At 51.7% G+C, this 15,192-nt stretch carries 13 protein-coding genes; 6 read left to right on the top strand and 7 right to left on the bottom strand.

Going from position 1 to position 15,192, the window contains the following annotated elements; genetic code table 11:
* Positions 1-26 precede the first annotated feature (26 nt).
* The gene (gene pntB, locus I6L74_RS17755; RefSeq protein WP_059178065.1) at positions 27-1,415 is read right to left on the bottom strand and encodes a Re/Si-specific NAD(P)(+) transhydrogenase subunit beta; all 1,389 of its coding nucleotides are present in this window, start codon (positions 1,413-1,415) and stop codon (positions 27-29) included.
* 10 nt (positions 1,416-1,425) lie between these two features.
* Entirely contained in the window at positions 1,426-2,955 is a 1,530-nt protein-coding gene (gene pntA / locus I6L74_RS17750) for a Re/Si-specific NAD(P)(+) transhydrogenase subunit alpha (RefSeq protein ID WP_059178066.1), read from the bottom strand.
* A gap of 534 nt (positions 2,956-3,489) precedes the next feature.
* Here pntA and ydgH point away from each other — a divergent pair.
* From ydgH to folM, 3 genes are all read left to right on the top strand, one after another.
* Positions 3,490-4,434 (top strand): DUF1471 family protein YdgH, encoded by a 945-nt coding sequence (ydgH, locus tag I6L74_RS17745; RefSeq protein ID WP_059178067.1) that lies wholly within the window; start codon positions 3,490-3,492, stop codon positions 4,432-4,434.
* 187 nt (positions 4,435-4,621) lie between these two features.
* The gene (locus tag I6L74_RS17740) at positions 4,622-6,004 is read left to right on the top strand and encodes an amino acid permease (protein ID WP_059178068.1); all 1,383 of its coding nucleotides are present in this window, start codon (positions 4,622-4,624) and stop codon (positions 6,002-6,004) included.
* Positions 6,005-6,044: 40 nt separating this feature from the next.
* Positions 6,045-6,767, top strand: a complete 723-nt coding sequence (gene folM, locus I6L74_RS17735; protein ID WP_059178069.1) for a dihydromonapterin reductase — start codon at positions 6,045-6,047, stop codon at positions 6,765-6,767.
* On the opposite strand, the gene I6L74_RS17730 is transcribed toward folM, so the two are convergent.
* A complete protein-coding gene (locus tag I6L74_RS17730; RefSeq protein ID WP_059178070.1) occupies positions 6,764-7,099 on the bottom strand; it encodes a GlpM family protein in 336 nt (111 codons plus the stop codon). The two genes, folM and I6L74_RS17730, sit on opposite strands and share 4 nt — an antisense overlap.
* 126 nt (positions 7,100-7,225) lie before the next feature.
* Between I6L74_RS17730 and rstA the strand changes: the two genes are divergently transcribed.
* Positions 7,226-7,942, top strand: a complete 717-nt coding sequence (gene rstA / locus I6L74_RS17725; RefSeq protein ID WP_059178071.1) for a two-component system response regulator RstA — start codon at positions 7,226-7,228, stop codon at positions 7,940-7,942.
* Positions 7,943-8,135: 193 nt separating this feature from the next.
* Here rstA and chrA read toward each other — a convergent pair whose 3' ends face one another.
* From chrA to I6L74_RS17710, 3 genes are all read right to left on the bottom strand, one after another.
* A complete protein-coding gene (gene chrA, locus I6L74_RS17720) occupies positions 8,136-9,341 on the bottom strand; it encodes a chromate efflux transporter (protein WP_059178072.1) in 1,206 nt (401 codons plus the stop codon).
* A gap of 448 nt (positions 9,342-9,789) precedes the next feature.
* Positions 9,790-11,310 carry a carboxylesterase/lipase family protein gene (locus I6L74_RS17715; RefSeq protein ID WP_059178073.1) on the bottom strand — a complete coding sequence of 507 codons (1,521 nt, stop codon included), beginning with the start codon at positions 11,308-11,310 and terminating at the stop codon, positions 9,790-9,792.
* A gap of 242 nt (positions 11,311-11,552) precedes the next feature.
* Complete coding sequence (locus tag I6L74_RS17710; RefSeq protein WP_059178074.1) at positions 11,553-12,212, bottom strand: DsbA family protein; 660 nt, start codon at positions 12,210-12,212, stop codon at positions 11,553-11,555.
* Positions 12,213-12,309: 97 nt separating this feature from the next.
* Between I6L74_RS17710 and I6L74_RS17705 the strand changes: the two genes are divergently transcribed.
* Entirely contained in the window at positions 12,310-13,194 is an 885-nt protein-coding gene (locus I6L74_RS17705) for a LysR family transcriptional regulator (protein WP_059178075.1), read from the top strand.
* A gap of 650 nt (positions 13,195-13,844) precedes the next feature.
* The gene (uspF, locus tag I6L74_RS17700; protein WP_059178076.1) at positions 13,845-14,279 is read left to right on the top strand and encodes a universal stress protein UspF; all 435 of its coding nucleotides are present in this window, start codon (positions 13,845-13,847) and stop codon (positions 14,277-14,279) included.
* Between the two features lie 300 nt (positions 14,280-14,579).
* On the opposite strand, the gene cybB is transcribed toward uspF, so the two are convergent.
* The gene (cybB, locus tag I6L74_RS17695) at positions 14,580-15,122 is read right to left on the bottom strand and encodes a cytochrome b561 (protein ID WP_059178077.1); all 543 of its coding nucleotides are present in this window, start codon (positions 15,120-15,122) and stop codon (positions 14,580-14,582) included.
* Positions 15,123-15,192: the final 70 nt, after the last annotated feature.

Genomic DNA, 15,192 nt, shown 5'->3' with positions numbered 1-15,192 from the left:
CAGGCGGCTTTTTCATATTTTACGTCTTACAGCGCTTTCAAAATCGCATCCACGCTGGCTTTCGCATCGCCAAACAGCATGTGGGTGTTCTCTTTGAAGAACAGCGGGTTCTGTACGCCGGCATAGCCGGTGTTCATTGACCGTTTGAAGACGATAACATTCTGCGCCTTCCACACTTCCAGAACAGGCATACCGGCAATTGGGCTACCCGGATCGTCCTGTGCGGCAGGGTTAACCGTGTCGTTCGCACCGATGACCAGAACCGTATCAGTGTCGGTGAAATCATCATTGATCTCATCCATCTCCAGCACGATATCGTATGGCACTTTCGCTTCTGCCAGCAGAACGTTCATATGACCCGGCAGACGACCCGCAACAGGGTGAATACCAAAGCGCACTTTGATGCCGCGCGCACGCAGTCTCTCGGTAATTTCCGCTACCGGATACTGCGCCTGCGCTACCGCCATGCCATAGCCTGGGGTGATGATCACCGTATGCGAGTTTTTCAGCATATCAGCGGTGTCTTCGGCCGTAATTTCACGGTGCTCACCGACTTCTTCATCGCCCGTAGACGTAGCGCCATCGGTACCAAATCCACCTGCAATCACGCTGAAGAAGGAGCGGTTCATCGCCTTACACATTATGTAAGACAGAATCGCACCTGAAGAACCCACCAGCGCACCGGTGACGATCAGCAGGTCGTTGCTGAGCATAAAGCCCGCCGCCGCCGCCGCCCAGCCTGAGTACGAGTTCAGCATCGACACCACCACCGGCATATCCGCACCGCCGATAGACGCCACCAGATGCCAGCCGAAGGCCAGCGCGATAATGGTCATCACCAGCAGCGCCAGCACCTGCATGCCCACGCTTTCGGTACGCACAAACACGACCAGCAGCAGGAAAGAGACCACCAGCGCCGCAAGGTTCATCTTGTGACGGTTTGGCAACATCAGCGGCTTCGAGGAGATCTTGCCGCGCAGTTTGCCAAACGCAACGATAGAACCGGTGAATGTCACCGCACCAATGAAGATACCAAGGAAGACTTCAGTCAGATGAATATTGACCAAAATCGGCTCCATACCCGGTTCGTGATACAGGTAGCTGTTAAAGCCAACCAGCACCGCCGCCAGACCCACAAAGCTGTGCAGAATCGCCACCAGCTCTGGCATTTCGGTCATTTCGACGCGTTTTGCCAGACGAATACCAATCGCGCCGCCGATGATCATCGCCACCAGAATCCACGCCACGTTGCCCGTATCCGGCCCGAAAATCGTTGCGATCAGCGCGATCGCCATCCCGGCGATACCAAAGTTGTTACCCCGTTGCGACGTTTCGTGTTTGGAAAGTCCCGCCAGACTGCAAATAAACAGGATCGCAGCAACAATGTATGCAGCTGTAACTAATCCTCCAGACATATGCTACCCCTTAGCCTTTACGAAACATTTTCAGCATGCGCTGAGTCACGGTGAAACCACCGAAAATATTGATACTGGCAATAAGCACCGCGACAAAGCTCAGGAAGCTGATCCAGCCGCCATGACCAATTTGCAGCAACGCCCCGACCACGATGATCCCGGAAATAGCGTTTGTCACCGACATCAGCGGCGTATGCAGTGCGTGAGAAACGTTCCACACCACGTAGTAACCGACGACGCAGGAGAGCGCAAAGACGGTGAAGTGACCGAGGAACTCTTTCGGCGCGACGTCTGCCAGCCAACCGAACAGAATAATCACCAGCGCCATCAGCGCATATTTACGCCAAGGGGAAACCGGCTCAACTGGTTCTTTCGGCGCAGGAGCCGCTTTTGGCGCGGCCTTAGGCTGGGCAGAAACCTGAATTGGCGGAGCGGGCCAGGTGACTTCGCCATCGCGAACCACGGTCACACCGCGCACGACGACATCGTCAAAATCTACGGTTACGTTGCCGTCTTTTTCCTTGCACAGCAGCTTAAGCAGGTTGACGAGGTTTGTGCCGTACAGCTGGGAGGACTGCGTCGGCAGACGTCCCGGCAGGTCGGTATAACCAATGATCTTCACACCGTTCGCCGTGGTAAAGACTTCATTCGGAACCGTGTACTCGCAGTTACCGCCGTTTTGTGAAGCCAGATCGACAATCACGCTACCCGCTTTCATGGAATCAACCATTTCGCGCGTAATCAACTTCGGTGCTGGTTTGCCTGGAATCAGCGCGGTGGTCACGATGATATCCACGTCTTTTGCCTGCGCGGCAAAGAGCGCCATCTCGGCCTTAATAAACGCCTCAGACATCACTTTTGCGTAGCCGTCGCCGCTACCGGCTTCTTCTTCGAAATCCAGCTCAAGGAACTCGGCGCCCATACTCTGCACCTGTTCTTTCACTTCCGGACGGGTATCAAACGCGCGAACAATCGCGCCGAGGCTGTTTGCGGCGCCGATCGCTGCCAGACCCGCTACACCCGCGCCGATCACCATCACCTTCGCCGGTGGCACTTTACCTGCTGCGGTAATCTGCCCGGTAAAGAAACGTCCAAATTCATGCGCTGCTTCAACGATGGCACGATAGCCCGCAATATTGGCCATTGAGCTCAACGCATCCAGCGACTGCGCGCGAGAAATACGTGGCACAGAATCCATTGCCATTACGGTGACACCGCGTGCGGCCAGCTTCTCAATCAGTTCTGGATTTTGTGCCGGCCAGATGAAGCTCACCAGCGTCGTGCCTGGATTCAGTAACGCAATTTCGCTCTCTTCAGGTGCGTTCACCTTCAGAATCACAGGTGATTGCCAAATCTCAGCGCCGTCGACGATTTCGGCGCCAGCCTGAATAAATGCCTCGTCATCGAAGCTCGCCAGTTTGCCCGCGCCGCTTTCGACCGCGACGGTAAAACCCAGTTTAAGCAGCTGCTCGACCGTTTTCGGCGTTGCGGCTACGCGGGTTTCATTGGCAAACCGTTCTTTTGGTACCCCAATACGCATAGTTTTCCCTTCCATCTGTTCTTGATGATGGTTTGTCGATAAATGACCGCGGTTCGCATTTGCCGTCGCCCGATCGCGACCCGACGAATGTATAACCACGGAAAATAAAACAGTAACAAACTTTCTATAACCTACTGAAAATAACGCTTGTGATCCACCGCAAGAAAACACTATTTCTGACTTTATCTGTGAAAAATAAGTGATCACGGTCTCTGACCGACATATTTACCTTATTTTCAGCGCCAGGCCCGATAAATAGGTCAAGCGAAGCGGCAAAAATATGATATAGCGCCACATTAGAACAACCCATTAACATTAAATTAACTCGTGAAAGTCATATGCCTAATCAGTTTTACTGTTCAAACGTCTGTTTATTCAACATATCACTAAATGTTATCGAACTTAATCCTGACCTCAGCACAGGCTGCAAAAAATGGCGCAGACAGCGACGGGTTTTAAATGCCATAATCGGCGACGATTTCAAATTAACAACAACACCAGCACCTGGTTTGCGCATGGCGAAGGATTATTTTTATGAAGCTTAAGAACACTCTCCTGGCGTCCGTACTTCTTTCTGTGACCGCCTTGTCTGCTAACGCTGCAACAGAGTTAACGCCGGAGCAAGCGGCCGCGTTAAAACCTTTCGATCAGACCGTTATAGTGGGTCGTTATAACACCATCAGCGAAGCCGTAGCAGCCGCATCAAAACTGGCCGATAAAGTCGGCGCAGCCTCATTCTACGTGGTTGATAGCTCCGACCATGGTAACAGCGGTAACCAACGCGTTACGGTTGCGCTTTATAAACAAGATGCCCCGAAAGCTGACGCGCCAAAAAATCGCGTGATTAACGGCGTAACGGAACTGCCAAAAGACCAGGCTATTGCGCTTGAGCCTTTCGACACCGTTACTGTTCAGGGTTTCTATCGCAGCCAGCCAGAAGTTAACGACGCCATCACTAAAGCTGCGAAAGCGAAAGGGGCTGCCTCTTTCTATATCGTGCGCCAGGTGGATGCTAACCAGGGCGGCAATCAGCGTATCACTGCTTATATCTATAAAGCTGATGCGAAAAAACGTGTTCTGCAGAGCCCGGATGCGATTCCAGCGGATTCAGAAGCCGGACGTGCGGCGCTGGCGACCGGCGGTGCAGCGGCTAAGGCCGTTGAAATTCCAGGCGTGGCAACCTCTGCTGCACCAAGTTCTGATGTGGGCCGTTTCTTTGAAACGCAATCCTCTAAAGGGGGTCGCTATACCGTGACCCTGCCGGACGGCACGAAAATTGAAGAGCTGAACAAAGCTGCCGCAGCGCAGATGGTTCCGTTCGACAGCGTGAAGTTCACCGGCAACTACGGCAACATGACGGAAATTTCGTACCAGGTTGCCAAACGCGCGCAGAAGAAAGGGGCTAAGTATTATCACATCACCCGCCAGTGGCAGGAACGTGGTAATAACATCACCATCAGCGCCGACCTGTACAAGTAACAGCACCACGGATCTGAAAAGGCGGCGCAATGCCGCCTTTTTTCTTAATTTGATCGAAATTCTGCCTCACATCATTGCATGCCAGCAAGACACTCCGTAAAATCCCGCGCCTTAGTGTGATCCACCATTTTTATGCGCCTGTGCGAAATAATTATTCTGGATTTGGACCTTTCATAACAGGAAGCCAATGGAAAAGAAACTTGGCCTGAGCGCATTAACTGCGCTTGTTTTAAGCTCCATGCTGGGCGCAGGCGTCTTCAGTTTGCCGCAGAATATGGCCGAAGTCGCAAGCCCTGCGGCGTTGCTCATCGGTTGGGCCATCACCGGCGTGGGGATCCTACTGCTGGCGTTTGCCATGTTATTGCTGACGCGTATCCGCCCGGATTTAGATGGCGGAATATTCACTTACGCGCGGGCTGGATTTGGCGAGTTAATCGGCTTTTGTTCCGCCTGGGGCTACTGGTTGTGCGCCGTCATCGCCAACGTCTCCTATCTGGTGATTGTTTTCTCCGCCCTGAGTTTCTTTACCGATACCCCTGAACTGCGTTTCTTTGGCGATGGCAACACCTGGCAATCTATTGTCGGTGCGTCGGTTCTGCTGTGGCTTGTCCATTTTCTGGTCCTGCGTGGCGTGCAGACGGCGGCGAGCATTAATCTTGTCGCGACGCTGGCGAAACTGGTTCCGCTGGGCCTGTTTATCGTCCTGGCGTTTGTCGCGTTCCGTCTCGACGTTTTCACCCTTGATTTCAGCGGCGTGGCGCTGGGCGTTCCTGTCTGGGAACAAGTCAAAAACACCATGCTCATCACGCTGTGGGTGTTTATTGGGGTAGAAGGCGCGGTGGTGGTTTCGGCAAGGGCGCGTAATAAACGCGATGTCGGGCGCGCCACGCTGCTGGCCGTTTTGGCTGCGTTAAGCGTCTATCTGCTGGTCACGTTGCTGTCTATTGGTGTTGTTGCCCGTCCCGAACTGGCGCAAATGCGTAACCCTTCCATGGCAGGCCTGATGGTCAAAATGATGGGATCCTGGGGCGATGTGGTGATTGCTGCGGGGCTGATTGTTTCGGTGTGCGGCGCGTACCTGAGCTGGACGATTATGGCAGCAGAAGTGCCTTTTCTTGCCGCCACGCACAAAGCTTTCCCGCGTTTGTTTGCGCGCCAGAACCAGAACAGCGCGCCTTCAGCGTCTCTGTGGCTGACCAACATCAGCGTCCAGATCTGTCTGGTGCTGATCTGGCTCACAGGTTCAGACTATAACACCCTGCTGACCATTGCCTCCGAGATGATTCTGGTACCCTATTTCCTTGTTGGCGCCTATTTGCTAAAAATAGCCACCCGTCCCGTGCATTACGTGGTGGGTGTCGGTGCTTGTCTCTATGGGTTATGGTTACTGTATGCTTCCGGGCCAATGCATCTGCTGCTTTCAGTGGTGCTTTACGCGCCAGGTCTGCTGGTATTTATTTATGCCCGCCGCACGCATCAGCTTAGCCACGCGCTGAAACGACGCGAACTGGCATTGATTGGTCTGTTACTGGTTGCATCCGTACCGGCAACGTGGAAGTTAATGGGATAAGCGCACTCTTTCCCATTGTCGAACTGAAAAGGAGAACACGATGGGAAAAGCGCCACAACGCCCCATTCTGATTACCGGTGGAGGCCGACGTATCGGCCTCGCCCTTGCCCACCACTTTCTCACGCTTCACCAGCCGGTTATCGTGAGCTATCGCAACGAATATCCCTCGATAGAAGGATTACGCCAGGCAGGAGCCACCTGCATTCAGGCCGATTTTTCTACAGACGAAGGGATTCTGAGATTTGCCGAAACGGTGAAGTCCACCACCCGCGGATTGCGCGCCATTATTCATAATGCCAGCGCATGGCAGGCTGAAACCCCCAGCACACCGCTCAGCGAAACGCTCGCCTGCATGCTGCAGATCCACGTTCACGCGCCTTATCTGTTGAATCATGCGCTCGAAGAATTACTACGCGGTCAGGGCCACGCCGCCAGCGACATTATTCATTTCACCGATTATGTTGTAGAGCGCGGCAGCGATAAGCATATTGCCTATGCGGCAAGCAAAGCCGCGCTGGATAACATGACCCGCTCGTTCGCGCGCAAACTGGCGCCGGAGGTAAAGGTCAACGCGATCGCGCCTTCGTTAATTCTGTTTAACGAAGAAGACGACGCGGAATACCGTCAGAAAGCGCTGAATAAATCGCTGATGAAAATTGTGCCTGGCGAAAAAGAAGTGATCGACCTGATCGATTATCTGCTGACCAGTTGCTATGTCACTGGGCGTTCGTTTGGCGTCGACGGCGGTCGTCCGTTGAATTAGTGAAAACGGCTCCAGAAGAAGATTAACACCCAGGCGCTGAGGCTCCAGCACACCACGGCCCCGCCCAGCGCCAGGGGTAAACGCATCAACGCCGTGAAATACCACAGCGACAGCAGATAAATAAAATAGGGAATAATGGACCACATGCCAAACACGATAGTCGTGCGCAACGCGTCAATCCCACGCTCCGACGCCACAATATAGTGGGCGATCAGCGCAAACGTTGGGAATAACGGAATCAGGCCAGCAATATAATAATTTTTCGTTTTCGCCAATAGACCTATCAATACCACCACCAGCGCACCCAGCACCGCCTTCAACAAAAGCGCCATCCTTTTCCCTTAACAATCAAATAACAATAACGGCCAGAATAGCGGAACTGAGGATAATTATGAAAGATTAATGGAAGGTTGAGGTGACGCGGTGTATGTTGACATTTTTCGCGATACAGACGTTTTATGAATAAGATCGTTTTTGTTGAGGATGAACCCGAAGTTGGCCAGCTTATCGCAGCCTACCTCGGAAAACACGATATGGATGTCGTCGTTGAGCCACGCGGTGACCGCGCAGAAGAGGTTGTGCTGCGTGAAAAACCCGATCTGGTCCTGCTGGATATCATGCTGCCCGGAAAAGACGGTATGACCGTGTGTCGCGATTTGCGCGCGCAATGGGATGGCCCTATCGTTTTGCTCACCTCGCTTGATAGCGACATGAACCACATTCTGTCACTGGAAATGGGGGCGAACGATTACATTCTTAAAACCACGCCGCCTGCTGTTCTGCTCGCGCGCCTGCGTCTTCATTTACGCCAGCGTGTCGCCGCAGAAAATCAAATGCCGTCTCCGGCTCTTACACCGTACAAAGCCATGCGCTTCGGCACGCTATCCATTGACCCTGTGAATCGTCAGGTTCTGCTGTCGGGCACGGATGTCGCCCTTTCGACTGCCGATTTCGACCTGCTGTGGGAGCTTGCCACGCATGCCGGTCAGATTATGGATCGCGACGCGCTGCTGAAAAACTTGCGCGGGGTGAGTTACGATGGGATGGATCGCAGCGTTGACGTCGCGATTTCGCGCCTGAGAAAAAAATTGCTGGATAACGCGACCGAACCCTACCGCATCAAAACCGTGCGTAACAAAGGCTATCTTTTCGCTCCGCACGCCTGGGAAACCTGATTACTTTGTCATCCGTCATCCGGATCCGTTCATGAAAACGCTGATTGTTCCATTTTATTAGCGCCAAATCCTTCAACCTATTGTGATTACTTAAATATTATTTAATTTCAGTAGGTTGAATGTTTCCCGCAACAGAAATATAGGGTCAAAAGCAGACTTCAACATGCCCCTTTGCCCCAATACGTCCCTAAACTCACAGGGCTACACTGAACAACCAGCCCCCAATAGCACTGCTCATCACAACCAGCCACGGCGGTAACTTCCAGAACAATAGAGCAACCAGTGCCAAAAGCGCCAGAATGAAGTCTTGCGGTGTGCGAATCGCGCTCGTCCACACTGGTTGATAGAGGGCTGCTAACAACAGGCCAACCACGGCCGCATTAACACCTAATAATGCCGCTTGAACACGGGTGTTGCGGCGCAGATGCTCCCAGAAAGGTAAGGCACCCACGATCAACAGGAAGGATGGCGCGAAGATCGCCAGCAGACAGACCAGGCCGCCGAACCAGCCGGAGGGTCCATGATTTAGTGAAGCGCCGAGAAACGCCGCAAAGGTGAACAAGGGGCCAGGAACGGCCTGGGTAGCACCGTAGCCGGCCAGAAATGTATCTTTGCTTACCCAGCCGGTAGGCACCACTTCAGCTTGCAGCAACGGTAGTACGACATGCCCACCCCCAAATACCAGTGAACCGGCCCGGTAGAAGACACTCACCAGTGATAAAGTCTGATTAGGAAACATCGCCGTCAGTAATGGCAACCCTGTCAGTAGCACAAAGAACAATGTGAGCCACAACAATCCGACGCGACGCCGTATGGCGATCGGCAGTGGGTCATGTATTGACCTCTTCTGGGGTTTAAACAGCAATAGACCAATGGCAGCAGCAATGACGATAGCCCCCACCTGCCCCCATGCCGACGGCACAAGAAGCACAAAGCAGGTCACTGCCGCCATGATGGTGATACGCGGTGTATCCGGGCAGAGATTACGAGCCATACCCCATACAGCTTGTGCTACCACCGCTACGGCCACCACCTTTAACCCTTGCAGCACCCCCAACGGCATCACATTCCCGTCGCTGGCCATCCCCAGCGCAAAGAGGATCAGCGCCACTGCTGATGGCAACGTGAAGCCAGCCCATGCAGCTAACGCTCCCGTATAACCACATCGGAACAACCCGATCGCCATGCCGACCTGGCTGCTTGCAGGCCCTGGCAGGAACTGACAGAGAGCGACTAAGTCTGCATAGCTGCGCTCGGTCAACCACTTCCGCCGCGTCACAAACTCATCGTGAAAGTAGCCCAAATGGGCAATCGGGCCGCCAAAGGAGGTCAGACCCAGTCGAAGAAAGATCAGAAAAAGAGCCCAAGGATTGTGGTCAGGCCTGGCAATATCGCTCATGGTCGCATCCCGATTTCTGGTTTCGTTAGATTATATTAATCGAGACCCGATAACGAAATGCGATAAAAATAAGCCCTGATACTTTGATCGTTGGCTTATGCCTTATCCTTATGAGACGTCTGCTTTTGTAACATGGCTGACGTGGACGAGAGTAAGAACGGACTCCAGAAGCCGAACGCCGTGGTTGCAGACCAACACCCAAGGCGTAACGCAGCGTCCGATATGATTGAAATGTTTGCCTGGTGGCTTTTAAAGGCACAGCTCATGGGAACTCTCATAACAAAGCCATAACTAAAAAATAATCATTATTTCAGTACGTTGTAATTAAACGACACGGCAGGCAGAAAGGGTTTACCATCATGGTTACAAGCCGGACAGTGAAACCAGAACGAAAACCCTTTCTTGCCGAACACGCCTTACAGCCATTAAGGCCACAGTAAATGGATAGTCAGTATTGGAATTTATCCCACAGTGCCGAAATTTGAGGATCCTTGAGAGTTTCTATCCGGCTTGTGGTATCAAACACCATCGTCTTATTGTCGTTGTTTGAATAATGCGGCCACCCCGGATTGCCATATTTAGCAAAGGCGGCCCAGGCATTATTAATACTGTCAGACAAAGACTGGGGCGGGTTCACGCCGACAAAGTTTTCCGCTTCTTTTGTGTGAATCGTTCCGAACGTAAAGGGCACATCCACAAAATGGGCGGCGCCCAGACGGCCATTGTAGGCTGGTGACCGCCAGGAAAAGTCATAAAACCACGTGTTTTGATTGCGGCTCAACAGACGAGCTATGTTCAGCGCCGGCATCCTGAACGTATAGTCCGACATGATTTGGGCGTAAATGTCGCCCGGACTTTCCGCACTGATACTGTTTTTTGTATAAGCCTGCAGAGCACTAGCAGGGAGACCCAGCTCATCAATCACCGTGTTCACATCCTTAATAGTGATTTTTTGTATGCCGTCGCCGGGGAGCAAATAGAGTCTGAACTCACTGTCGGTGCTGCCCACAATCACAGGAACGCGATTGCTGTCCGTCATCGCCAGATCTTCCATGGGGCTTTTGATGATGATTTTACCGTCTGCAACCGGCAAAAATGCCGTGCCGCCAAGAGAAAGCCTTCCCCATTGGGCTGCATCTTTGATTTGTTCCCCGACTTTCAGGACGTTCTGAACCAGATCCTCAAAAGGCACCCTGGCGACGGCTTCGGGGTCGGCAGGAATCCCCAGATTGTCGGTAAATTGCCGGGTGATTCGGCTTGCATCAGCCGGGCTAATCCATTGCATCGGAGGGCTTTGCAAAATAGCCTGCTGGTAAAGCCCTTTCGTCTCTGGATTGCCTAAATGGATGGCGACGCTTCCCGCTCCTGCGGATTGCCCGAAGAGTGTCACTCTGCCCGGATCGCCTCCGAAGTTTGCAATATTCCGTTGAACCCATTTAAGCGCAGCAATCTGGTCTGCAATGCCGCGGTTGTCTGGACGTTGAGCAAAATGCATAAAGCCATCCACGCCCACCCTATAGTTTACTGTGACAACCATGACGCCTTTTTTAGCAAACACGCTTCCGTCATAAACAGACTCTGTGGCATCTTCCCTGATCCAGGCTCCTCCGGGGATCCACACCATGACGGGCAATTTCCCTTCAATATTGTCAGGCCGCCATATGTTGAGGGTCAGGTCGCCGGCATGACCGACCAGCCGTTGCGCTGAGCTTCTTCCCGGTTGCGGCACGGGCGAGTCAGAGAGGGTTGCTTTTATACCCCTCCAGGGCTGCACGGACTGAGGGTTCTGAAACCGTCGTTCCGGGGTAAAGGGGTTGGCCGCATAGGGGATCCCTTTATAAATGAAGATGCCCTCTTCGGTACGGTATCCCTGAACCTTACCCGCCTCGGTGTCGACAACAGGAGCAGGCGCACCAGCAAAAGATAATGAACTTGCGACAATCAATGCACTGCCCAGTAAATATTTCATTCGTATTCCTTCTGAAATTTGCCCCGTGCAATTCCGGTTCCTGCCTGGCTTTCAGGTCAAATCTGCCACCAGGTAGTCCGGCGTTATCATCAATGCGCAGAGCGGTGATGTAGACCCCTACTACCCTTTACGCGTCCTGCTTAATGGCCTCTGCCTGCTACGGCAGTATGTCCTTAACCGTTAAACAATACGATTGCGACGTTTGCCATTTCAGTCGCCACCCTGTGAAAATTCGTGTTGCGTTATGCCAGTGCGGCCAGCGCTGCGCTGATGCTTTCTTCCCCTCTGTAAAGATCGTAACCGCTGATGATATGTTCTTTTCCATACGCCGTGGCAATCAACAGGGGCACGCCTCCCACGCCTTTTTCGTGCATGAGTCGCTTTACGCGGGCGATGCGCTGTTCAGTCTGGTTGCGCAGCACGGCATCATCTTCAAACTGGCTGGTCAGATCATCCGCATCACCCTCAGCACCGTGTTCCTGCGCCCAGGTGGCGCTGATATCCGCCACCACATCGCATCGAGAGGTGTCGCGACCCTCAACGTAGCGGGCGTGCTGAAGAACGTGGAGCAGGCCCGCCTCTGTGGCTGCACCGGCGTGCTGAAAAGCGGTCAGCGCGCGGTTCATGTAGGTCGAATCAAAACGGGTACCGGACAGCAGAAGTTGGTGATAGCTCTCGCTGAACGGCTGTCCGGTCAGCGATGTAATGCGCTGATCGTTGGCCCATGCGTGTTCAGCCCACTGCGCCGTAATCTGCCGCGCCCCCTCATCACTGAACAGGCCACTGGGCATCAGCTCAAGCCGGTCGCCGTGGTGTCGGGCAAGATAATGCAGGGCTGGCGCGCTGGCATAGCACCAGCCGCAAAGTGGGTCAAAAATGTACTGCAGCTTTTCAATGTGCATAGTGCACCCTCCTTTAATCAGTTGTGTTGATCATAATTAGATTACGCAATTTGAAAAACAGGCATACAGTAGACACATTGTTGCATGAGGTGAACGAATGGACAGAGTTACGGCGATGGAAGTGTTTTCGGAAACGGTCAAACGCGGCAGCATCTCAGCGGCGGCGGAACATCTGGGCTTATCGCGGGCTATGGCCTCGCGCTACATAGCCCTGATGGAAGAGTGGACAGGATCGCGCCTGCTTCACCGGACAACGCGCAGGCTCAGCCTGACAGTAGCCGGTGAACAGGCCCTTTTGTTGTGTCAGGACATTCGGACTCTGACGGATGGGCTTGCCGCGATGGGACCCGGCAGTGTTCCTGTGCCCAAGGGCAAACTTAAGATCACCTCCAATTCCATCTTTGCGGAATTTTGCCTTACGGAGCTGCTGGTTGACTTCCTTATTGCTTATCCGGAAATACAGGTTGATCTGCAAATCATGGACAGAACCGTTGACCTGGCCGAGGAAGGTATCGATCTGGCTATCCGCACTTCAAGCACACTTGCTCCTAACCTGTATGCCCGCAACCTCGGGTACTGCTCTTCCGTTTTATGCGCCAGCCACGCGTACCTGGACAAACACGGCACACCAGCCAGCCTGAGCGACCTGAAACATCACAACTGTCTTACCTATACCTACTTCGGCCAGAGCGCGTGGCGGTTCCATAAAGAGAGCGACATTGTCAATCTGCCGGTAACGGGCAGCATCAGTACCAACGAGGCTGCGATCCTTTTTAAGGCGACGAAGTTGGGGGCGGGTGTAGCCATGCTGCCTCTGTATGCCGTAGAGCAGGAGCTCGCGGCGGGAAGACTGGTTGCGCTGCTGCCGGAGTATGAACTCGACAGGTTGTCTGTAAGCGCGGTTTATCTTTCACATAAAAAAATGCCTCAGGCCCAGCGTGTATTAATTGATTATTTGGTTGAGCATCTCAGGCTCCCCTGAAACGCAGAGATGAAAGGCAAAAAACGCAACCGGGTGGTTGGGCGAGGATATGGCGGGTCCCAGCGCATGGAATATTGCCAGGTACGTCGATTGCAGCCGATTGGGATGGACTGATCTTATCGGGCATCGTTCACGTCCAGAATCAGGCCTGCCCGGCTGATGTCTCATAAGCAATACCCGTGGTTAGTTTGTCGATGCGTGACAGGCTCTCACCGCACCAGGCTGCGGATGTGGTGTAGAAAAAAGAGCGCGTTGTGACGCTCCAAAGCGAGAATTTTAAATACCTCTTCATTGCGTATCGTTCGATTATTTTTACTCAATAGATATTTGGGTAACGTATTCAATACTAAACAAAAACACCTCAGAAATATCTCTGCCATAAATGTGAATATTTTCCGCATTTTAAAATTTAATTATTTGATAATAATTATCGTTAACACATGATGATATATTCATTCAAAACGCTCTTAATTCAATTAACTATTTCATAGTTGAGAGATTTTAACCCCTGACGATAACACCTGTGTAAATCCAAATTCGACAATACCAATATTGGCAGAATAAACTTTTCCCCGTTATGGCATCTAGCTCTCTGTTTTCTACAAATTATCGGCCTAACCTTAATGGGGCAAAACACGTAGGAGGATCAAATGTACAACACAATTTTGGTTCCAATTGACATTTCCGAGGATGACCTGACACACATGGTCATTCCTTATGTTCAGGCACATACAGCTCTTAACACGGCAAAAGTCCATTTTCTTACTGTTATTCCTTCGCAACCTTATTATTCATCTTTAGGTTTAGCCTACTCAGTAGAAATGCCGAAGATGAAAGAATTCCAGCATGCGGCCTTATCAAAACTGGATGAAATTGTGAAGCAATTCAAAATCCCTGCAGACAAAATACAGACTCATGCCGTAACGGGTTCACCGAAGGATCAAATTCTTAAACTCGCTGAAATGGTAAGTGCTGATTTAATTATAATAGCATCCCATAAACCTGATATATCAACGTATCTGTTAGGTTCAAATGCTGCCGCAGTTGTACGACATGCCAAATGTCCTGTACTGGTCGTTAGATAAAATTAAGTAGCCTGCATTTTGCAGGCTACATTTTTTATCATCGCTCATGGGATAGCTAACTGAAAGATAACCTGCGCCTTAATTCCTGAGTCCATCGCCTGTCTGGTCAGTGCCTGCCTGTTCAGTGCTGCAATCGATGTGATGAAATCGGGTCTTTTTCTTCTCCACCACACCGCAAAGCTTGCAGCAACGTACCATTTTTATTTGTTAATTGATGGTGTTATTGATAATAACGCAAGTGTTCGGCATGGCGTTCATTTTTTAAGTAAAAACACGTTCACAGTAAAGAGTTCTTCATTTTCATTTCTGTCGATTTAACAGGGGTAACATTCTCTCAAGCGTGTTGTCGCGCACAATGTAATGATGAAATAACGCAGCAAGAGCATGAAACCCGATAAGAAAATATCCGGCATTGGCGATAAGTTCGTGCAACTCTTTAAGATTATACTGTGTATCTGTATTCAGGCTGCTGGCTATGGGCATCGTTATTCCAAAGAATGACCACTCTACCTGACCAAAGTAAAGTGATGCGATTCCAAGAAACGGCAAAATGAGAAACATCAGATACAAGCATCCATGAACTGCTTTTGAAGCCACAATTTGCCAGCGCGGCGGCGCGGGTATAATTTCGGGGTCACGACGTGTGACCTTCAGTACAACTCTGACAACCATCAGCGCCAGCACGCTTAAGCCAGCTGTATAGTGTACTAACGCCATTGTCGCACGAGTCGGACTGCCCTTCGGCGCGAAACCTTTTAATTCCATTGCAGCATAGGCTATGACAATAGCTATAAATACCAGCCAGTGAAAAGCTATCTGACTTTTGGCGTAATTTCTTTTCATCCTGCGAACCCTTTTTTTTAATGTATGAGTGAGTTTTAGCGGTTTATTATTAAGAATACCTTAATTCAAC

Source organism: Lelliottia amnigena, from assembly GCF_019047465.1.
GTDB lineage: Bacteria > Pseudomonadota > Gammaproteobacteria > Enterobacterales > Enterobacteriaceae > Enterobacter > Enterobacter amnigenus.
This window is presented reverse-complemented; position numbering and strand designations above follow the sequence as displayed.